We start from the raw sequence: 21,085 nt of genomic DNA on the forward strand, positions 1-21,085 counted from the left end.
AAAATCCCATAGTTCAAAACAATCATTTTATTAACAGATTGATATTTTTTGACCGCATAGAGACATAGGTTTGATGCGGTGTAAATGATGTATTCCTGGCATTTAATAAACAGTATACAATTTTGTCGCAGATAAAATCCTTGCGTCTTAAAACATTATGCAGGCAATCTTATTCGCGCCTTTGCGTAATCCAATATTAAATTATGCAACTTTCTGTCTCTTGAACATTTCCGGTTTGTAATTAATGATAAACACACCACAAATAATAAGTGCCGTAGCAATAATAAATTTGAAAGAAATTTGTTCATCCATAATCAGCCAACCCAGAAAAATAGCAATGATCGTATTGATATAAGCTAATATAGAAACCTGTACAGGAGAAATCTTCGTGAGTGCATAGTGGAAAGCAAAAAAGGCAGCTACCGATCCAAAAATAGAAAGATATAGCATTGCTGAAATACTTTTCAGCGTCCAGTTTCCAAAATTATAATTTTCAGAAAACAGAAAAGCAAAGATGATTTGAACAACCCCTGCAAATAAAAACTGATAAAACAGGTTTAAGGTAATATTACCGCTCTGAATATTCAGCTTTTTGGTGAAAATGGTTCCTGAAGCCCACCCTGAAATGGCACAGAAAAGGAAAAGCATTCCGGTTCTGTAATCTGGGTTTGCAAGGTCTTTAAGCCCATCCCAGAAAACGAAAAGGACTCCACTGAAACATATCAGAACTCCTGCCATAGCGCGAAGACTGAATTTTTGTAAACCAATAGCAAGACTCCCTAAAAATACCAGAATAGGAGCACAGGCACTGATAAGTGATGCAAGACTACTGGAAACGCTTTCTTCGGCTACAGTTACCATTCCGTTGGCTATGATCAGCATCAGTGAAGAAAAGATAATCTGATATTTAAGATTTTTCCAGCCGATCCATTTGAACTCTTTTCTTGAAAGAAGTACGAAAAGCATGATAATTGAAGCAAAAAGCTGACGAATTCCGGCAACAAACCATGCAGGAATAGTTTCTACGGCGATACGGATAGCTAAAAATGTGGTTCCCCATACAATAGCAACAGTAAGGACGGCAAAAATAAGTTTATAATCTTTCAAGGGAATAAAAGTAGTGTAATGTGCAAATTTACCGGTTTAAAATTAAATGCTATGGATTCAGTTGCTTTATTTTTTACAGACACAGATTTTAGAAAAGTGAATTTTTATACTATTATTGATAATGTAGTTGATTATTTAAATCTATTCTGTGTTTTTGATTTGTATTTTAAAATTTAATTTTAAATTTTAACTACAGTTTTAAATTTTTTATCTTTGAACATCTAATAAAAATTGAAGATGGTAGGTATTATTATGGGCAGTCAGAGTGATCTGCCGATCATGGAACAGGCAGCAAATTTCCTTAAAAGCCTAGAAATTCCATATGAATTGACCGTAGTTTCAGCGCACAGAACACCGGAAAGAATGTTCGATTACGCAAAAACAGCTCAGGAAAGGGGGCTTAAAGTAATTATCGCAGGAGCTGGAGGAGCGGCACACCTTCCGGGAATGGTAGCTAGCTGTACAACGCTTCCAGTGATCGGAGTCCCGATTTTATCCAGTAATTCTATTGACGGATGGGATTCTGTTCTGTCTATTCTTCAGATGCCGGGTGGAATACCTGTAGCGACAGTAGCTTTAAACGGAGCGTTGAATGCAGGGATTTTAGCTGCAAAAATTTTAGGAAGCGGTAACGAAGAGGTTGCAGGAAAACTTCAGCAATACCAGGATTCTTTGAAAGATAAAGTTTTAGGAACAGTGGCAGATATTAAAAACCAACATCCTAATCATTTTGATAAATAGTTTTCAACTTATGTAAATATAAAGCCTCGCTGTTTCAGTGAGGCTTTCTTATTTTATTTTTTTATGAATTTAAAAGTATGGTCTTTGTCTTTTGTAATAATCCGTACTATATAATTCCCCGGAAGTAAAGGTTCCACTGATAGTCTGCCTGCATGTAAAAGTCCTTTTGTAATCATTCTGCCATTCATATCATGAATTGTATAGCTTTCAGGATTCAGTATATTTTTAAGATAAATGATGTCTTTTGCTGGATTTGGGTAAATACCTGTGTTGCTCTTTTTCTGTGTTTCGGAAGTGGAAAGTATTGATTGGCATTGTGGGTTGTAGGTATCACCGGAAATTGTCCATCCTTTATTATTCAATAGATAATTTCTTGCGGTAACAGCTCCCGGATTGGAATATACAGAAGGAGAAGTATTGGAAAGATTAATATTATTGGGCGTTAAAGGGTTTAAACTCCATCCATATAACGTGTTGTCGTAATTCTGACAACTCATTGCTGAATTATGAAACATATCAGTAGCGGTAGTCAATAAAGCTAAATTCCATGATCCTATGTTTTTATTAAAAGCAGTTCCGCTAAACATTTCGTTCATGTTAGTGACTTTTGATGTATCCCATTTTTCCAGTTCCTGATTGAAATTCTGAGCAAGGTGAAACATATGTTCCATGGTTGTTACTTTTGAAGTATCCCATGCTCCGATAGGTTGATTGAAAAGAGTATCGTCAAACATATAAGCCATATTGGTTACATTTGATGTATCCCAGTTTCCTACAGGCTGATTAAAATAGTAGGCAGCTCCAAACATGTTATACATATCTGTAATGGTTGAGGTATCCCAATTATTAATAGACGGATTTCCTATAAAGCTGCTACAGATATAAAACATTTCTCTCAAATTCGTAACCAATCTGAGATCTGGTGCATCAGTGGCAGTCACGTCCATTGCATTGCAGAACACAAAGGCATTGTCAAAGGATTTCCATTTAATGTTTCCCCATTGTGCAATTTGAATGATTTTTACCCTATCTGCAGGGACGTATGCCGGGGTAACTGTGTTATCAAAAAACCTTACCTGATCAAAATGACCGTTTCCATCGCTAATTTTGATTCGATAGGTAGCTTGAGATGGATTAGGATTTAAAGGAGTTCCGAAATTTACAGTGAATTCAAGTGTTGAGGTGACATTGTCCATTGTTCCGTTGTGTTGAGAATACCCAATTTCTTCCCAGTACACCCTGAAATTTTCTCCTCTTCCCGGAAATTTAATTTGTTGAGAATTTTGTGGCTTCCATACGGTGATGAATTCGTTTTGAGCTTTTGTAAGCTGAAAAAGTAGCGTACAAAAGACAAATAGTAAAAATTTTCTATGCATGTCATTAGTTTATGATATAAATATACTTAAATAATATAATGTTAGTATATTTTTCATTTTAATGACTGTATTATTGTATTTTATAAATAAAAAAAAGCTCCGAAACCAGAGCTTTTTCAATTTGTTATTCCTGAAGCATATTGTCCCTTGTATTTTTCTGGACGGCAATAGCACCGAAAAGAGCCAGAAGGAAGGCAAATGCATAAAACCCTTTTTCACTAGGAAGTATGGTAGCGTTCCAAAGTCCGATGGCAAGTAATACGATGGAAGATAAGGTGGCAAACCAGCAAATTCCATAGTAAATATCAGTTACCTGAATGTTTTCTAATTTATCACGGACAGCTTTCTGTAAAGAAACAACTGCAAATAAACCGTATAATAAGATGGTAAAATAATAGCCTTTTTCATTTAATTGCATTTCTGCTCTTGCAAGTCCCACAATGTAACCGATCATTCCTGCTCCTAACGCGACCCATGATGCTGCAACGAATGCATTCGATACTCTTTGTTTTTTCATGTATTAATGTTTTGTTTAAAAAGCTAAATATATTCATTTTTTGCTAATTTCACTATAATGCTGAAAAAATATGGGTAAAATACGGATGGAGATAAAAAATGGAATGATTTTTTTGATAGGTTTTGGCTAAAGCCCTTTCCTATTGAATACTGTAACTGATTTTTGGTGTTGGAAATTTATAATGTTAATTTTTTCTAGCCCCGATAGTAGCGGTTACCCCGGAACATGAGTTGGAGGGTGTAGGATAGGGTGGGGAAGGTATTGGGGTGAGGAGTATGAACGTATAGCGGGAAATAGCTTCTACTAATAAAAAACTCTCCTGATATTGGAGAGTTATATGATCGGTTTATTGAGTAATATATTCATAATTGTATTGAACATATTTTTTTCCATTGGCTTCTGTTCCAATAACCTGAACGGGAAGTTGAGAACTATTGTACTGAATACTGTAAGTGATATTTTGATTATTACTCCAATCACCATTTTTGCTTTTATGGGTTATTTTTTCTGTTATATAATTGTTCATACTTATGCCGTATGCTCCACCAATTATAATTCTCAGATACTTGTTGACATTGGTATATGGGTTTAGTTTATTGTCATAGGTAAATTCTCTTTTATAGGTATTACTTTCCCAAAAATTATTGGTTTCTACAGTGATATTATCTCCGTTATAGGCTAATGAAGAGGTCGTTGGCTCTTTACAGTCTGGAGATTCACAATGTGTAGAATGTATAATTTTACCATTCGAGTCATAGCCATATGTAACAGAAGAATTATTAATCGAATTCATATAGTTATACTGAACATTTGCCAGCTGATCTCCATTATAGCTGGAAACAGAATAATATTCTAGTTGCTGTTCTTTATTGTAATGACTGCTTTTTACAAGCTTTCCATTGCTGTACTCGAATGCAGAAGTATTATATGTCGTTTTAATTTTTATAACTTCTCCTTTATCGTTGTATTCAAGTATCATTTCTTCAGGAGTAGGAGTGGAAGTATTATCATAGTAAGCAGTAGTTACTTTGCTAAGCAATAGTTTTTGCCCCGAATTATCATCATTACTGCTACAGCTGTTAAAGAATACAACTGCACCCATCATCCCTAGAAATAAGTAGTTTTTCATGTTTTTTTGCAAAAATAAAGAATGCTCTGAGGTTGAGGTACAAAAAAATCCCACTATTTCAAAATAGTGGGATTTTATCATATTTTTATGAATCTTAGTATCTGTAGTATTCCGGTTTGAATGGACCTTTTACATCTACTCCGATATACTCAGCCTGCTCAGGAGAAAGCGTTTCAAGCTCTACGCTTAATTTCTTAAGGTGTAAAGCCGCTACTTTTTCATCTAAGTGCTTAGGAAGCATGTATACTTCGTTTCCGTAAGCTGCAGAGTTGTTCCAAAGTTCGATCTGAGCCAAAGTCTGGTTAGAGAAAGAGTTAGACATTACAAAACTTGGGTGTCCAGTTGCACATCCTAAGTTTACCAATCTTCCTTCTGCAAGGATGATGATTTCTTTTCCTTCTACAGTGTAGATATCAACTTGAGGTTTAACTTCAGATTTTGTAGAACCGTAGTTTTCGTTTAACCAAGCCATATCGATTTCGTTATCGAAGTGACCGATGTTACAAACGATAGCTTTATCTTTCATCTTAAGGAAGTGCTCTCCTCTTACGATGTTAAAGTTACCTGTTGTAGTGATTACGATATCAGCATTGTCTACTACAGTGTCTAATCTTTTTACTTCATAACCGTCCATTGCAGCCTGAAGCGCACAGATTGGGTCAATTTCAGTAACCGTAACGATAGAACCAGCTCCTCTGAAAGATGCAGCAGTACCTTTACCTACGTCTCCGTATCCGCAAACTACCACTCTTTTTCCAGCTAACATTACGTCTGTAGCTCTTCTTACAGCATCTACTGCAGATTCTTTACATCCGTATTTGTTGTCGAATTTAGATTTAGTAACTGAATCGTTTACGTTGATTGCAGGCATTACTAAAGTTCCGTTCTTCATTCTTTCATAAAGTCTGTGAACTCCGGTAGTCGTTTCTTCAGAAAGACCTTTAATATCTTTTGTGAATTCAGGGTATTTATCAAAAACCATGTTTGTTAAATCTCCACCATCATCCAAGATCATGTTTAATGGCTTTCTGTCTTCTCCAAAGAATAAAGTCTGCTCAATACACCAATCAAAATCCTCAGCATTTAAACCTTTCCAAGCATATACCGGAATTCCTGCAGCAGCAATAGCAGCAGCAGCGTGATCCTGTGTAGAGAAAATATTACAAGATGACCAAGTAACTTCAGCTCCTAAAGCTACCAATGTCTCGATAAGCACAGCCGTTTGGATTGTCATGTGAAGACATCCAGCGATTCTTGCTCCTTTAAGCGGTTGAGATGGTCCGTATTCTTCACGGATAGCCATCAAACCTGGCATTTCTGCTTCTGCAAGGGTAATTTCTTTTCTTCCCCATTCTGCAAGGGAGATATCCTTAACTTTATAAGGAACGTATTGCGTTGTAGTACTCATATGTAATGAATAATTTTTAATTCAAGTGATTACGAAAGGCAAAATTACAATTTATAATTAAGATAAAAAAACGACAAATGAATTTCAGTTTCATGAGATTAAACATGGCTTAAAATTATTTAGTCTTAATCTAAATAACTATTTTTATCTCATAAATTATATCTTATGAATCATACACATACAGAGAAAAAAGCAAAGCCTGTAGCTCCAAAAGTTAAAGAACTTATCGATCGTACTAAGAGTGTTATTTTAGCCACTGTAGATGCAGAAGGAAATCCTAATTCCAGCTATGCGCCATTTGTACAGGTAGAAAATACTTTTTATATTCTGGTTTCTTTTATGGCAAAACATACCAAAAACCTTTCGGAAGGAAGAAAAACTTCTGTTATGTTTATTGAAGATGAATCTGCTACCAAACAGATCTATGCCCGTGAACGTTTGACATTGGAAGCTGCAACTTCACAAATAGAAAGAGACTCCGAAACATGGAATACTGTAGTGACAAAATTGAAAGAAGACCACGGAAAGGTAGTAGACGTTATTTCTGAAATGGGAGATTTTATTCTTATTGCTCTACAGCCGATAAAAGGTTCTTATGTAAACGGATTCGGAAGTGCTTATTTTGTAGATGCTAATCTGGAAATTATTGAACATAGAAATGATGTAAACCATCAGTCTAAATAGATAAGAAGCGGGCTGGAAGACGGAAGCTGGAGGTTGTCGTAGTTAAGTCAGGCAGTTAACACACTTTTGCATAGATTTTCTAACTAAATTTCCATTTGTTTTATTGAGAAATATAAACTTCTATCTTCCTGCTCCCATCTTCCATCCTTTTTCCTTATTTTTGTCCAATAAAAAAAGAATGCCCCTTTACCGAGATTTTTCTGATGATAATGCTACAATTTTAGTCTGGAAGTATGATGAAAGTGAAGAACTTGATATCAATGAGCTTCTGGAACCGGAAAATGCTGAGAAGGTAAAGGATTACCATCCTAAAAAATTATTGGAGGTGCTTATGGTTCGCAAACTTCTTAAAGGTTTAAAACCAGACTCCAAAATTCTATACCGAGAAAGAGAACCTTTTCTTTCTCCTAGTGACGCAGAAATTTCCATCACGCATTCATTTCCTTTTGCAGCCATTGCTATTTCTAAAAATAAAATAGGAATAGACGTTGAAAAGTTTAATCCTAAAATTTTGAGGGTAATTGATAAATTCACCTATGAAAATGAAAGAGGGTTCATTCCTGCGGACAAAGCCGATACTTTTTACACCATTATCTGGAGTGTAAAGGAAAGTATGTACAAGATTCATCATTCTAAGTACTGGTCTTTAAAGAAGAATTATGAAGTAAAGCCTTTTGAGCTGAAACACCTTCATAAGATTAGCTGCCGTGTTTATGATGAGCAGTTTTCAGACGAATTTAAAGCAAGAGTGGAATTTTTTGATGACTATTGCTTTACGATTGTGGAGGAGTAGTAGCATGTTTTTCGCTTCTGTATTTCTCAATCACTTTTCTCTGTTCCTTGGCAACATCATAGATCAGTTCAAGGATGTCATGAATGTTTTTAAGTTCCGTTAAATGTGATATTTTATCCGGATCTCTTCTGTCTACGATATCGTTTTCCTCAATTTCGGTCTTTCTTTTCGTAAGCATGTCTTCAATAGAGGAATCTTCCGGTTCAAGACGGCTTTCCATTTTAAGGGTTTCGTCAATGTCATCACCGTTCAGTAAAGCTGAAACCTGTTGCATTTCGGCTTCTATTTTTCTACTCCAGCTTTCCGCATCAATTTCGGGATATTGTTCATTGTTTTTAGAGTATTGAGACAATGAAGCGGTGTAGGCTGTGATCAGATGTGATGTTGCCACAAACTGATGAACAACTTCCAGTTTTTTCTGTTGATTTTTAGGATCAGAAATCATTCGTTGGAAATTATCCGAAAGGTTTGCCAGAGAAATGATTGCATTTTTTCTTTTTACTTTATAATCTTCAATATCGAAATCTCCTTTCAGAAATTTTGAAATCACACTTTGAAAATAAATAAGATTATCCGTTGCCGATTTTTTCATCAAATCAAGATTCTGCGTATGTTCCCAAACAGGTAATACAATATAAGACACGGCAAATGCAATAATTCCGGCAATGGCTGTATCAACAATTCTGTCTTTAAAGATGATATTTACTTTTCCCGGATTTAAGAAATTAAAGCTTAAGAAAACATAAATTGTCATGAATAAAACTGCCCAAAAATATCGTCCTTTCAGAAAACTGAAACACATGATCATACTGATCAGAAGGATGGCAAGCAATATACTATTGATATGTATAAAATGTAGGATTATATAAGCAATTGTAGCCCCAGTGACTGTTCCGTAGAGACGAAGAAGGTTTCTTTTTTTAGTAATAGAATAAGCGGGTTTTAAGATCGCTGTAATGGTAATTAATATCCAATAGGTATGTCCTAATCCAAGAAAATCAAACATAGAGAAAAGATACCCCAGAAACAACGCTGTTGTAATTCTGATAGCATGACGGAAATGAGATGAAGATAATGAGATATTATTCCTTAAAACCTTAGAGTTAAGCTTCGGCTCATTAGGCATGAATTTTTTCAAGTCTAATCCGGTGGATAAACTTTTAGCAAGCTTTACGTTTTGTGAAAATACTTTATAAATCTCGTTGATTTCCTTTGTGATTTCATTGATACGCATTAAAATCTGACGTAAAACCATGAAATTTTCCAGGCTATCCGGAGAAAGCTGTTTATTTCTGAGCTCGAAGTAATTATAATTAAGGTTCTTTAATTCTAGTTCTAGATTAAACATTGGCTTTGCTCTTGTTCCGCTTTGCAGGGCAATACCAATATTGGTGATCTCTTCTGCTAAAAGATTCAGATAATCATGGATATTAACCAGAATCATGCTGTCATCAAAGCTTTGTTGCAACTTTTGATAATCACTTTCAGAAGTCATGAGCTTTTCATGAAGGTCCATAGAATTAAGAAACATCAACATTAATAGACGGCTGGTTGTCGTTGATTCATTGACAATGGTTCTTGTTTTGAAAACGGTTTCTCTGGTTTCTTCCTGAAGGTTTTTTATTTCAATCTGTTTGGCAATTACCTGAGTGGTAAGTTTGTCAAAATCGGGATTCTTTTGATAGTAATTTGCTTTTATTTTTAAAAACTCTGCAAGCTGAAGATAGTTTTCACCAATCATCTGTCCGGCAAGTTTATACGGTCTAATAGTAGTTACTATAAGGAAAATGAGCAGGAACCATATACAGCCGCTGGCAAAGATCAGTAAGCTTTTCAGTATATCACTTCCTGTAAGATGACCGTCAATAAAGATTGCGAGTACAACAAGTGATAGAGATCCTACCGCAGCTAGTCGCTGTCCATAGACGCCAATCAGGGAAAAGAACATCCCGAATATAAGGATCTCGAGGATTACAAATATCTTGAAGTTCATCACAAGACTTGCAATAGATGCTACAAATACAAAGCAGCAAATGGCAAAAGCGAGAGCGTTTCTTCTTCTGATAAAAGGTCCGGGCTGATCGGTAAGTGCTACAAAGCTGGTTCCGAGAGGGAATAGGAAATATTCCTTTAAAATTCCAAAGTGAGCAAGAACTAAACAAGGAAGAACAGTCGCTAATGTAATTCTGATTGCAGAATACAGATACTGACTGGTTACAAATTTTTTTAGCTCTGCCGAATAGTTCATACTACAAAAATAGTTATTGAATTTAACAAAATAACCATAAAGGAGAGACTTTTGTAAACTTAAATATTATTTTTATTTAATAATGATATTTTGAAAAGTAGAAGATGAATTTTTGCTGTGCAAAGCGAGTAATGAATATCAGTTGTGTTATAGAAATTGACGAGCGCAGCGGATTGAAGATTCAGAATTTTATTTTGCCATGCTCCATCTGCAATAAAAAAGCCTCATACATATTGATGAGGCTTTATATAGTTGTTGTGATTCTTAACGTTCGTTGTTGGATGTTTCATCTCCAATGTTCCAGGTAAGCCCGAAACGAAGAGTGTTATCCAATGCACTGTTCACTTTTGACATATTGATCAGATAAGAAAGATCTAATCCGAAAGAACGGTACTTCAATCCGATACCTGCTGTAGCGAACTGTCTTGCACCCTGCTCTTCACTTTCATGGAAGTAACCTCCTCTTACAGAAAATGCATTGTCATATGAATATTCTAAAGCACCACTATACATGATACTGTTTTTATTTTTGAATGATTTTCCGATACCTGCCATTGGACCTACGTTAGGAATTGCGTATATAGGTTTTCTGTTGGCATCTACTCCTGCATATTCAGATCCGGGAACTAAAAGCTTTGAACCTTCTACAGTAAGTCCCACTCTGTTTAAGTCATCAAGGTACATATCGTATCCAATACCTAATCTTGCCATGGTAGGAAGATAAGATCTGGATTCTTCATTTCCGGTATAGTCTAATTTCGGACCTAAATTTTGTACAGCAAAACCAGCATTTAATTTACCGTCATATCCTCCAAAACTGGAGAATCTTTCAGAAGAGTAGTATCCTGAAACATCTACAGCAAAAGAGTTTGCTGCTTTAAGTGTAGTATCTGTATTGAATCCTCCGGCTAAGTCTGAACGAATAAATCTACCAGTTACAGCCATTGAGTAAGAATCAGAAAGTTTCAAAGCATAGGCAACATCAATTGAGAATTCGTTAGGCTTTGATATCCCCATTGAAGCAACATCTGAACCTACAAGCTGAGTCAGGTCTACCTGTCCCATATTAAAATAGTAGATACTTGCTGAGATCGTAGATCTCTCATCCTGTCCCAGGAATTTATGGAATGCTCCGTATAATAAGAATACATCATTGGTTAGTTTTCCCATATATGGAGTGTAGTTAAGCCCAATGGAAGAACTTGTTCTGCTAAAAGGATATTTAGCTGCATTCCAGAATTGTGAAAATGCATCAGGAGAGGTTACCACCCCTTGATCTCCCATACCTCCTGATCTTGCGTCTGGTGCAATCCTTAGGAAAGGAGCTCCGGTAAGTACGGGGTTTATTTTACCTAAATCTTGCGAATAGCCTAGAAAACCAGCACTTAACCCAAATCCTAAAAGCAGTTTAGTAGTTAAATTCATATGTTGTCTTTTATATATTATCAGTTTTTTATTAATATTATTATCTATGTATTATCTAATTATTTCAAAAGTACCATTTTTTCTACAGCTGTAGCACTTCCTTTGCATTTTTCTTGATTTTGACTTTTTGCAAATATCTTAAAAATATATGTACCTTTTGCTACTGTAGCCCCAAAATCATCTCTTCCGTCCCATTCTATTGCCTGACGAGGGGTTCTGAAGCCTTGCAGGAATGGTTCTGCAACCACCGGTTGAGATAAAGTTCTTACCAATCTTCCGGTAATTGTATAGATCTGTACATTCACATCCAATATATCATCACAATTGTGCTCAAACTGAATATACGTCTTATTGGTGAATGGATTAGGCCAGTTCAGCGGACGGTTGATCGTCAGATGCTGGTCAGATTCATCCTTAACCTCAAAGTTTAACGTAGCAGTTGTAGAATTATTGTTTATATCCCAAACTTTAAATGTTAATTGATGTTGTCCTATGGCAAGATTTCTGAATGGATAAGTCACATTTCCTTTCTGATAGTCAGCAAGACTTGGATTTAAACAGCCGTTTCCTTCTCCGGCAGCATAAAAATCATTAAGGATAACTGTATTGATAATCTGACCGTCCAGATATACTGTAATATCATGACCAATACCTGATCCTGTAGAGTTGATTCCGGTATCATCAGTAAGGCATGCAAGAAGCATTGGATTCTGATTGGTAATTCCTCCGTCTGCAAAATTGGTATTATTCATATAGAGTTTTACCTTCGGAGGCTGGTTGTCATTTACACCATTAGGATTAATGTCACCTACCTGTACAGCCTGGTTATTGAATACATCGGTTACCTTATTATCTGCATATCCTAATATTCTTCCTTCACCTACTGCATAATTAATATCTTTAGGAACATAGAATTCTGCAGTAAAGACTCCATTCACTGCAGTTCCGGATGCTTTTACAATAGGACTTCCTTCTTCAGTATACTGTAATATAGGAGAGAGGCTTCCGTTATTATTAAGTGTCTTTTTGTTGAGTCTTTTATCAAAAATATTGATTGATACTTTTCCGTTGAATGTATTATTTAAAGTTCCATTAGGATTATTGATGTGTCCTTTTACTTTAACGAAGTCCAAACCTCTGATCAATCCTGGTACCGGAGTTTCAATATCATCAATAACCAATAATCTTTGCGGTCTGCTTAATGTCATAGCAGGATCACCAAGGAAATTTACTCTTAAGTGGTTGGCATTAGGTCCTTTTTCTTTTTTTGCATTTAAATGAGCATATCCAAGCGTATTAAACTCATCATTGTTCAGTTTAAAAATATTCTTGGTAAAAACATCTGTAAAAGTTCTACCGTAATCAATACCAATAGCACGGCTGGAAGTAATCATTGCGGCAGGACCTCCTTGCTTAAGTTTAATGAACTGTTCTCCCGCAGAATTAGTTGCAGGTTCATCCCATAAAGTAAATTCACATGTTATGGTAGAGACAAGCGGGAATCTGCTGTATACATTGGAGAAGTTATTGGAGTTCTGAATTTCTGTGCTGGTAAGGATCCTTTCCTGTGCCCAACCGTTGATTCCTCCATGTCCGAAATAGAATAGGTATAAACTATTTCCTATACTGTTCGATATTGCCTGATTCACCTGTGGGTATCGAGGACCTCCTGATGTGCTCTGCATTGTAAATGCATCCTGATACAGTTTTTTTACATTATATTCTTTTAATGACTGCGTTCCGGTCTGTTCAAATATACTGGACAAGGTGTTGTTCATCACATCGTGGAAAGGTGGTCCGCCTTCACCATTGTCATCCACTGCAAAATCAAGCCTCATACGCCATTCTCCAAAAGGACTGGATTGTCCCGGAAGAGCATTATAATAAGCAAGCGTTTTATCGATCATATTGGCTGCTTCAGTTACATTGGCAGCAGGAATTCTTCCTACGGGCAGATTAGGAATATTGTGCTCAACAAAAAGTGTATTCTGAGGCTGGGTCATTACAATATAATCATCCGTCACATAAGATCCTACGTAATCTGAAGAATGCTCACTTTCGTAAGCAGTAACAACATTTGTATTATTAGGAACTCTGTTTTTATAATCATAAGAAGCATCTCCAATAATCAATACGTATCTTAGTCTTCCTGCAGGTGTATTTAGTTTTGTGACAAAATCTCTTACGGCAGTAAGATCTTTACTTCCGTTTCCAAATTCTTCATAAACTTTATTGACATCTACAATTTCTACCTTATAATTATTCTTTGTCTGATGATAGTTGGCAAGTCTCTGAGCCTGTCCCATCATTTCAGGTACGGTAAGGATCAGATAATCTACTCCCTGAATTGCAGAAAGATTCTGGTTTCCTATTCTTCCTACAAATTGAGGAGTGAAAGCCCCATCAGAACGGAAAGCTACAAACTCATTATTAAAGTTAATATCAGATGCAGTATAAGCAAAATTAAAAGATCCGCCACCTGCTTTATTTACTCTTCTGTTTGCATTGGTAATATCTGTAACGTCCCATACCTGTTCCACATTAGAAGCATTGGAAATACTAAAACCGTAATTTGTATTACTTCCCGTAGCAATAGAGAAGTCTCTGAAGCTTAATTGAGAACCATTAAAAGCAAGGTTTTCCTTATACTGTGCTTCTATATAATCCAGATAGAAAGTTCCATTAGGATTTTTTGCAATATTCGGAGTATAGGTAAAAGTAATCTGATTTCCGGTTTGATTGGTCATTACCCCGGAATATCTTATTGGATAGAAGCTATACTGATAGGTAGAAGTATCTGTAAGAACAGTCTCATTTAAAGGCTGGAAGTTATTTGCCTTAATTTCAATAGAGTTTTGTTGCGATCTGTAACCTATAACTCGTGTTTTGAACCTTATTAAATCACTAGCCTGGATAGGAGAGTTGGTGGTAAGAGTAACTGTTTTTTCAGTAGTAAAAGGAGGGTCTTCTACCCATGTTCTTCCTACTTTTAATAAGTTTTTTTGATCGTTATTGATAACCTGATAGCTATCATATCTTGTAATCATTTGAGCAGGAAGATTTCCGTCAATAGTCTGGACTCTTTTTCCTGAACCTTTATCAAAGTTAATATAATAGTATGCAAAATCATCATATATATTCTTAAGGTTATCACTCGAATCAGATCTTGTTTCCTGTCTCTTTACACCATTTCCGTTGGTGGTGTCATAAAGGTTGTATCCGTTTGGTCCCTGTGCATAGAATAGAGCATAGTCATTATCATTCCATACACCATCTTCTTCTCCTACAACCTGAATAGCATTTTCCTGTAAAGAATTATATCTTGGGTCCTGATTATATTCAGGGAGCATATTTCCTCCGTTTCCATAAATTCTCATGTTTCTGGGATTTACAGAAGATGGGTTAATGCCATTATCTCTTAAAAATTGTGAGGTGATTTTAAATATCCCGGATTTATCAACTTTTATTTTATAAAAGTTACCAGCTGCCAGCGGATTTCCGGTAGTACCTATTCTATTAGTACTGCCAAAAGTAGCTACTTGAGCTGAAGCTTCTGAAACATTAAATGAAGAAAGTCTTTGAACACGACCTTTTATATTTTTGAATAATGCAATACTGATGCTGGCATATCTTTCTCCCTCTATAGTATAATAGGTAATATCAGCAATATCACGATCAGGAAGGTTGCTTTTGTCCAATTCGAATAAATCCTGATTGGAAACTCCATCCCAAACCATGTCTGAAACTTTCAGCTGCTTTTCTCCAATTTTTTGCTTAGTTACTATAAAAACATTATTTTGGCTGAAAGAAAAACCTTCATTATTAAAATTTGGAAGATTTAATTTTGTGTCACCAAAGTCCTGAATTTTAGAACCATTCCATTCTATGGTGTTTCTTTGGGCGTAAAGTGTTGATGCAAAAGCGATTAAAGATAAAAGCGTGATTTTTCGTCTCATGTTTATTATTGAAATTGCTAAATTACAAAATAAATGAAAATTTTAGAATTAAATTGTAAGACAATAAAATTAATTTGTTATCGTTGTTCAAAAAAATCAAATCTTTATTTGATTTATTGAATAATTTATTTTTTCTTTGTACTCTTGAAAATATTTATATCGACTATGAAAAAACTACAGTTGTTTTCATTAATAGCATTAAGTTCTACACTTGCATTAACCAGTTGTGGCGGATCAGGAACCAGCAAAGGTGGTGGTACCAAAAAATTTGTCAGTAAAACAGGTTGGAAACCAAACGAAAAACAGGGTTGGTTTTTTGCAGGAAAGCAACAGAAGCAGAAAGGTTGGCCGGGAATGGTATATGTAGAAGGTGGAACTTTTACAATGGGATTAGTGAAAGATGATGTTATGCACGATTGGAATAACACACCGCGAAGAATGCAGGTGAGTTCATTCTTTATCGGAGAAACTGAAATTACTAACTACGAATACCGCGAATACCTTACATGGTTGAAGTATGTATTCCCACCAAGTGATCCTAGTTTTAAGGAAATCTATAACGGTGCTTTACCGGATACCTTATTATGGGACAACAAACTAGCTAGAAACGATTATAATGAAACTTATCTGCGTTCTCCGGAATTCGATTATTATCCGGTAGTAGGAGTTTCTTGGACTCAGGCAAACAGATACTGTGAATGGCTTACAGACAGAGCAAACGAAAAAGCTTTGATGCAGGCTGGTGTTATTGCTAAAGATCTATATATCAACGAATCTAACAATCAGGGTGGTACTGCATTTAACATGGATAAATTCAAAGCGAATGATCCTGAAATGCAAGGATATATCAATGAGAAAAGAATGCAGCAAAAATCTGGTATGAAAACTACCAACCAAAGATTGTTATCTGCAAACAGAGCTCCAAACTCTGCAATGGTTCAGAAGTTCAGACTTCCTACAGAAGTTGAATGGGAATACGCAGCATTGGGGATGGCTAAAAACAGAGAATATAACCAATACTTAGGTAAAAAACCTCAGATCGAAAGATTAAGAGGTACCAAAGGTAAAGAAAGAGGAATGTTCCTTGAAAACTTTAAAATGGGTAGAGGAGATTACTCTGGTATCGCTGGATGGAAAAATGACGGTTCTGCTCAGACTTCTGATGTAAGACAATATCCATCTAATGACCTTGGAATCTACGGTATGTATGGTAACGTTGCAGAATGGACTGCCGATGTATACAGACCTATCATTGATGAAGATTTCAACGACTACAACTATTATAGAGGAAATATGCCTCAGGCAATCGTAAAGAACGGTGACGGAACTTACAAAATGATTGACGAAGGTACTATTAAATATGATACATTAGCAGACGGAAGATTAGTTTATAAAGGTCTTCCTGGACAATTCGAAAGAGAAACAATTGCTGATTACAGAAACTATAGAGATGGTGACAGACAATCTTCACTTGAATATTATAGAGCTTCCGATTCTGCAGCTGGATTTGATATGTACAACGCTCCTAAGAAAAGCTTTGTTGTAGATGCAAACGGTAGAGTGAAGATGCAAAAAGACACCAGAGACAGAACTTCTGCAATCTCTAACGAGGTGAGAGTAGTAAAAGGTGGTTCTTGGCAAGACACTGCATACTGGTTAGATCCGGGGCAAAGAAGATATAAGAATCAAGGTAGAGCTTATGGTTGGATTGGTTTCCGTGTTGCACAGGATGCCAGAACTAATGATAAGAACAGAACTAGAAGATAATATTTATCAAAAAATACTTATAAAAAACCTTCCGTATTTTCGGAAGGTTTTTTTATTTTTGAAACATGAAATCGCATGGGTTGAAAAGTCTAAAGACACTCTTATAGATTTGGCAATTGCATGTGAATTCCCTAAAAAAATATACATATATTTCCACATGAATATAGAACAGTTTTATCCTCTATTTTTACAGGCTGATAAAGTAACCATCGATAGCCGAAAAATAGCCAGAAATGATATCTTTTTTGCCTTTTCCGGTGATAATTTTAATGCAGCTACACTTGCTGAAAAAGCTATAGATGATGGAGCATTAGCTGTAATTGTAGAACAGCCGGAATTTGAAAATAAGGATAGAAATATCTTCTATGTTCCGTCCACTCTTGAATTCCTGCAACAATTATCGATCCACCACAGAACTCATTTGAACATCCCTTTTATCGGGCTTACGGGGAGTAATGGTAAAACGACTACAAAAGAACTGATTCATGCTGTGCTTTCCGAGAAATTTAACGTACAATATACTTACGGGAATCTTAACAATCACATCGGAGTTCCGTTAACTATTCTTTCTATTAAGCCAGAGCATGAAATGGCTGTGATAGAAATGGGTGCCAATCATCAGAAAGAAATTGAATTCCTTTGTACAATCGCAAGACCGGATTTTGGATATATTACCAATTTTGGTAAAGCTCATTTAGAAGGCTTTGGAGGTTTTGAAGGGGTTATTAAAGGAAAATCAGAGCTTTATGCTTATCTGAAAAATAATCATCAGACAATTGTTGTTAATGAAAATGATCCTATTCAGGTTGAGAAGACTGAAGGATATTCTCCTAAAATCACATTCGGAAAAGAAGATGCAGATTATAACTTTGAATCCTTTTCTGAAGAGCATTTTGTAGGATTGATCTATCAGGGAGAAAAAGCGGTATCAAAATTAACAGGTGACTACAACTTTACGAATCTTTGTGTAGCGGCAAGTCTGGGGCTTCATTTCGGGATCAGTTTTGAGCAGATAAAACACGCTGTAGAACAATATACTCCAACGAATATGCGTTCGCAGGTTGTGAAAAAAGACAACAGAACTTTGGTACTGGATACTTACAATGCTAACCCAAGTTCAATGACAGCTTCATTGCATAACTTTATCACTTTTGAAGGTAGTAAAACCATTATTATTGGTGATATGCTGGAATTAGGTATTGAAAGTGAAAAAGAGCATCAGAGTATTTTAAAGCTGGCTCATGATCTGCATTTTGATGAGATTATTACCGTGGGAAATCATTTTAAAGCGGTTAATTCGTCAGAGCTTGCTTTTGAAAATACAGCTCAACTTGCCGAATATCTGCAACAGCATAAAATTCAGTCAGAAAACATCTTGTTGAAAGGCTCAAGAGGAATAGCGCTGGAAAAGGTAATAGATTTTATTTAGCCTTTAAAGCCCAAAACTCTTTTACAATAAGCTTAATATTCTTGAATGTGCTTGGGAAAACTTCATCCTTAATTTGGTCGGTGTTTTTCCAGGCAACTTCAGTAATTCCTTCCTCAATCTGTGGTTTGGAAGTATCTTCACCACTGAAATTCATTTCAAACCAATGCGTACATTTTAAGATCTTTTCTCCGTTTCTTTCAATGTAAATATGATAAGTCGTATTGATGAATTCTACCAGTTCTACGTCTTTCAATCCGGTTTCTTCTTCTATTTCCCTTACAGCAGACTCTTCTCTGGATTCTCCTTTTTCCATTTTCCCTTTAGGAAGATCCCATTTACCTAATCTTTTGATAAAAAGCATTTTTCCGTCAGGATTATTCACAAGACCTCCTGCAGCTTCTATGATCCTGAAAAGATTCTGGAACTCCTGCCAGATTTTATCAATATTTTCGCCATAAACATTAAGCTCGTTTACAGACGTATTTTCTAAAAGATCCAATGCAATTTCTAAAGTTGTGAAGCTTTCATACTCAAGGTTTTTTTCAAGTCCTTCAGGATGTTTAGAAATCAATAATTTTTTTTCGTTCACAAAAACTTTATACATATCAGAAATTTATAGTTAATATTGATCTTAGGGGTAATAATTTAAAGACGTGAAAACAGGATGTTTTTATTACGCTTTCTACTATAATTTACTCGCAAATATATCAAATTATAGGAATAAAACCCCTTAATTACCGAGCTTTATTTTTCTAAATGCCTTCAAAATTATCCTTGAATGAAGGATTCCTCATCCTAAAAAAAGTAGATTTAATGGTTAAAGGCTCTCCAGAGGGAGATTAAGTCTCCCAAAAATAGAAAAGTTTCTTGTTGTTTATCATTTATTTCTTTTCAGTTGAGTATTCTGTCTTTAAAAGTATGCTTTGGGTGATGCCTTTGTGGTTTTTTTTTATAATTTTGTTGTTATAGTAAACAATTGTAAGAATTTAAATACAAAATAAAAAAATGAATTTAGAAGGACGAAAAATTATTGTCAATAAATCATCGAAAGAGCTAAGTGAATTATTGAAAACACCGGAAAATTACAAAGATTTTATGCCGGATGGTCTTCAGAAATTTGAAACAAGAGATAACGGTTTTAAATTCGGATTACAGGGAATGCCTGAAATCGCTTTAAAAATAGATGAAGTGGATGATCAGAAAGCTGTTTTGAAGTCTGCAAGCTCAAGCCTTGATTTCTCATTAACAGCAACTTTAAATCCTATCAATGAAAACCAGACGGAAGTTCAGATGCTGTTTGAAGGAAAATTCAATCCGTTCATCAAAATGATGGTAGAAAAACCATTACAGAACTTTATCAATACATTGACAGATAAGATCGAAGCTTACAAATAATAAATAAAAAACCTTCAGAAATGAAGGTTTTTTTATGTTTTTAGATAAAGTTGTTTTAAACAATAATCCCGGAGCTGTGGTTGGAAGTGCTTCCCGTAGTTGAAGATAGAATATTGATTTTATTATGCATTCTTAGAACTCCCATAAACGCAAAGATCAGAGCTTCCTTGTATTCCACGATCTCTTTTTCCGGAATGATGATCTCAGCGGCAGTATTTTTCTTTATTTTTTCAATCAGAAAAGCATTATAAGCACCTCCTCCGGTTACTAATATATCCTTGATATTGCTTTTATTGATAACAGCCGAAATTTGCTCTGCAATATGCTCTGTAAATGTGGCTAAAGAATCTAAAGAATCAATGTTTACAAGCTTTGGGAAAACATGTTCATTGCACCATTCTACGCCCAGAGACTTCGGATATGGCTGTTTATAAAAGTCTAAAGAATTGAGCTGGTTCAACAAGGTTTCGTTTATTTTGCCTTTTCTTGCCAGATCACCATTTTCGTCAAAATTTTTATCTAATTGTTGAGCAAGATGGTTCAAAACGATATTCACAGGAGCTATATCAAAAGCAATTCTTTTGTTGTTTAGTTTTAATGAAATGTTTGAAAATCCTCCCAGATTAAGACAAGCGCCATACTCTGAAAAAAGCAGTTCGTCACCTATAGGAACCAATGGAGCTCCATTTCCTTCCATCAGAACATCCTGACTTCTGAAATCATAAATGACCGGAATGTTAGTCTCTGTTTTGATTGCTCTTCCATCTCCGATTTGAAGAGTGAATTTTCTATGTGGCTGATGAAATACCGTATGACCGTGAGACGCAATAAGGTCTATATGCTCAATCTGATGTCTTGACATAAATTCTTTGACCTGCTTACCCAAATAAAAACCATATTCAGAATTAAGTGCTAAAAGATCGGGAGCAGAAAGATGGATAGAATTCCTAAGCTTATGTTCCCAGTCATTGGAATAGGAGAGGGTTTCTGATTTTATGATTCGGAAAGTCCATTGTTCTTTCTTCTCAAATTCAGCAAAGCAGATATCCAGACCGTCCAGGCTTGTCCCGGACATGAGCCCAATGGCAACGGTTTTCATGGTAAAAGAAT

The 21,085-nt window shown here is 35.5% G+C and carries 16 protein-coding genes; 6 read left to right on the top strand and 10 right to left on the bottom strand.

Annotation, left to right across the window (positions count from 1 at the left end):
- Positions 1 to 201: 201 nt before the first annotated feature.
- Positions 202 to 1,107 (bottom strand): DMT family transporter, encoded by a 906-nt coding sequence (locus tag BW983_RS00770; protein WP_076549142.1) that lies wholly within the window; start codon positions 1,105 to 1,107, stop codon positions 202 to 204.
- A 237-nt stretch (positions 1,108 to 1,344) separates the two neighbouring features.
- On the opposite strand from BW983_RS00770, the gene purE reads away from it, so the two are divergent.
- Entirely contained in the window at positions 1,345 to 1,848 is a 504-nt protein-coding gene (purE, locus tag BW983_RS00775; RefSeq protein WP_076549144.1) for a 5-(carboxyamino)imidazole ribonucleotide mutase, read from the top strand.
- A 53-nt stretch (positions 1,849 to 1,901) separates the two neighbouring features.
- On the opposite strand, the gene BW983_RS00780 is transcribed toward purE, so the two are convergent.
- From BW983_RS00780 to ahcY, 4 genes are all read right to left on the bottom strand, one after another.
- Positions 1,902 to 3,224, bottom strand: coding sequence for a BspA family leucine-rich repeat surface protein (locus BW983_RS00780; RefSeq protein ID WP_076549145.1), 1,323 nt, complete (start codon positions 3,222 to 3,224; stop codon positions 1,902 to 1,904).
- A 124-nt stretch (positions 3,225 to 3,348) separates the two neighbouring features.
- A complete protein-coding gene (yiaA, locus tag BW983_RS00785) occupies positions 3,349 to 3,741 on the bottom strand; it encodes an inner membrane protein YiaA (RefSeq protein WP_065392731.1) in 393 nt (130 codons plus the stop codon).
- A 346-nt stretch (positions 3,742 to 4,087) separates the two neighbouring features.
- Positions 4,088 to 4,870: a hypothetical protein gene (locus BW983_RS00790; RefSeq protein WP_139329196.1), complete on the bottom strand. Its 783-nt coding sequence runs from the start codon at positions 4,868 to 4,870 to the stop codon at positions 4,088 to 4,090.
- A gap of 94 nt (positions 4,871 to 4,964) precedes the next feature.
- Positions 4,965 to 6,278, bottom strand: coding sequence for an adenosylhomocysteinase (gene ahcY, locus BW983_RS00795; RefSeq protein ID WP_076549148.1), 1,314 nt, complete (start codon positions 6,276 to 6,278; stop codon positions 4,965 to 4,967).
- Positions 6,279 to 6,443: 165 nt separating this feature from the next.
- Between ahcY and BW983_RS00800 the strand changes: the two genes are divergently transcribed.
- Both BW983_RS00800 and BW983_RS00805 read left to right on the top strand, forming a co-directional pair.
- On the top strand, positions 6,444 to 6,962 hold the full coding sequence (locus BW983_RS00800; protein WP_076549150.1) for a pyridoxamine 5'-phosphate oxidase family protein: 519 nt from the start codon (positions 6,444 to 6,446) through the stop codon (positions 6,960 to 6,962).
- 178 nt (positions 6,963 to 7,140) lie between these two features.
- Positions 7,141 to 7,755, top strand: coding sequence for a 4'-phosphopantetheinyl transferase family protein (locus BW983_RS00805; RefSeq protein ID WP_076550753.1), 615 nt, complete (start codon positions 7,141 to 7,143; stop codon positions 7,753 to 7,755).
- Here BW983_RS00805 and BW983_RS00810 read toward each other — a convergent pair.
- The 3 genes from BW983_RS00810 to porU form a co-directional block, all read right to left on the bottom strand.
- Positions 7,736 to 10,003 carry an FUSC family protein gene (locus BW983_RS00810; protein WP_076549152.1) on the bottom strand — a complete coding sequence of 756 codons (2,268 nt, stop codon included), beginning with the start codon at positions 10,001 to 10,003 and terminating at the stop codon, positions 7,736 to 7,738. The two genes, BW983_RS00805 and BW983_RS00810, sit on opposite strands and share 20 nt — an antisense overlap.
- A gap of 264 nt (positions 10,004 to 10,267) precedes the next feature.
- Positions 10,268 to 11,428 (bottom strand): type IX secretion system outer membrane channel protein PorV, encoded by a 1,161-nt coding sequence (porV, locus tag BW983_RS00815; protein ID WP_076549153.1) that lies wholly within the window; start codon positions 11,426 to 11,428, stop codon positions 10,268 to 10,270.
- Between the two features lie 59 nt (positions 11,429 to 11,487).
- Positions 11,488 to 15,384, bottom strand: a complete 3,897-nt coding sequence (gene porU / locus BW983_RS00820) for a type IX secretion system sortase PorU (RefSeq protein ID WP_076549155.1) — start codon at positions 15,382 to 15,384, stop codon at positions 11,488 to 11,490.
- Positions 15,385 to 15,549: 165 nt separating this feature from the next.
- Between porU and gldJ the strand changes: the two genes are divergently transcribed.
- Entirely contained in the window at positions 15,550 to 17,151 is a 1,602-nt protein-coding gene (gene gldJ / locus BW983_RS00825) for a gliding motility lipoprotein GldJ (protein ID WP_076549157.1), read from the top strand.
- A 157-nt stretch (positions 17,152 to 17,308) separates the two neighbouring features.
- Positions 17,309 to 18,580, top strand: coding sequence for a UDP-N-acetylmuramoyl-tripeptide--D-alanyl-D-alanine ligase (locus tag BW983_RS00830; protein ID WP_076550755.1), 1,272 nt, complete (start codon positions 17,309 to 17,311; stop codon positions 18,578 to 18,580).
- Here BW983_RS00830 and BW983_RS00835 read toward each other — a convergent pair.
- Entirely contained in the window at positions 18,573 to 19,184 is a 612-nt protein-coding gene (locus BW983_RS00835; protein WP_076549158.1) for an NUDIX hydrolase, read from the bottom strand. The genes BW983_RS00830 and BW983_RS00835 overlap by 8 nt on opposite strands.
- Positions 19,185 to 19,585: 401 nt before the next feature.
- Between BW983_RS00835 and BW983_RS00840 the strand changes: the two genes are divergently transcribed.
- Positions 19,586 to 19,975: a hypothetical protein gene (locus tag BW983_RS00840; RefSeq protein WP_045499550.1), complete on the top strand. Its 390-nt coding sequence runs from the start codon at positions 19,586 to 19,588 to the stop codon at positions 19,973 to 19,975.
- A 55-nt stretch (positions 19,976 to 20,030) separates the two neighbouring features.
- Here the strand turns inward: BW983_RS00840 and BW983_RS00845 are convergent, their stop codons facing one another.
- The gene (locus BW983_RS00845; RefSeq protein ID WP_076549160.1) at positions 20,031 to 21,074 is read right to left on the bottom strand and encodes an anhydro-N-acetylmuramic acid kinase; all 1,044 of its coding nucleotides are present in this window, start codon (positions 21,072 to 21,074) and stop codon (positions 20,031 to 20,033) included.
- Positions 21,075 to 21,085: the final 11 nt, after the last annotated feature.

Origin of the sequence: Chryseobacterium ureilyticum (assembly GCF_900156735.1) — a bacterium.
GTDB classification, from domain to species: Bacteria; Bacteroidota; Bacteroidia; order Flavobacteriales; family Weeksellaceae; genus Chryseobacterium; species Chryseobacterium ureilyticum.

Bases quoted from the DNA above. Each gene is read 5' to 3' on its own strand.
- gldJ (WP_076549157.1), top strand. From the start codon at position 15,550: ATGAAAAAACTACAGTTGTTTTCATTAATAGCATTAAGTTCTACACTT.
- BW983_RS00835 (WP_076549158.1), bottom strand. From the start codon at position 19,184: ATGTATAAAGTTTTTGTGAACGAAAAAAAATTATTGATTTCTAAACAT.
- BW983_RS00830 (WP_076550755.1), top strand. From the start codon at position 17,309: ATGAATATAGAACAGTTTTATCCTCTATTTTTACAGGCTGATAAAGTA.
- porU (WP_076549155.1), bottom strand. From the start codon at position 15,384: ATGAGACGAAAAATCACGCTTTTATCTTTAATCGCTTTTGCATCAACA.
- purE (WP_076549144.1), top strand. From the start codon at position 1,345: ATGGTAGGTATTATTATGGGCAGTCAGAGTGATCTGCCGATCATGGAA.
- BW983_RS00810 (WP_076549152.1), bottom strand. From the start codon at position 10,003: ATGAACTATTCGGCAGAGCTAAAAAAATTTGTAACCAGTCAGTATCTG.
- yiaA (WP_065392731.1), bottom strand. From the start codon at position 3,741: ATGAAAAAACAAAGAGTATCGAATGCATTCGTTGCAGCATCATGGGTC.
- ahcY (WP_076549148.1), bottom strand. From the start codon at position 6,278: ATGAGTACTACAACGCAATACGTTCCTTATAAAGTTAAGGATATCTCC.
- BW983_RS00845 (WP_076549160.1), bottom strand. From the start codon at position 21,074: ATGAAAACCGTTGCCATTGGGCTCATGTCCGGGACAAGCCTGGACGGT.
- BW983_RS00840 (WP_045499550.1), top strand. From the start codon at position 19,586: ATGAATTTAGAAGGACGAAAAATTATTGTCAATAAATCATCGAAAGAG.
- BW983_RS00805 (WP_076550753.1), top strand. From the start codon at position 7,141: ATGCCCCTTTACCGAGATTTTTCTGATGATAATGCTACAATTTTAGTC.
- BW983_RS00780 (WP_076549145.1), bottom strand. From the start codon at position 3,224: ATGCATAGAAAATTTTTACTATTTGTCTTTTGTACGCTACTTTTTCAG.
- BW983_RS00800 (WP_076549150.1), top strand. From the start codon at position 6,444: ATGAATCATACACATACAGAGAAAAAAGCAAAGCCTGTAGCTCCAAAA.
- BW983_RS00790 (WP_139329196.1), bottom strand. From the start codon at position 4,870: ATGAAAAACTACTTATTTCTAGGGATGATGGGTGCAGTTGTATTCTTT.
- porV (WP_076549153.1), bottom strand. From the start codon at position 11,428: ATGAATTTAACTACTAAACTGCTTTTAGGATTTGGGTTAAGTGCTGGT.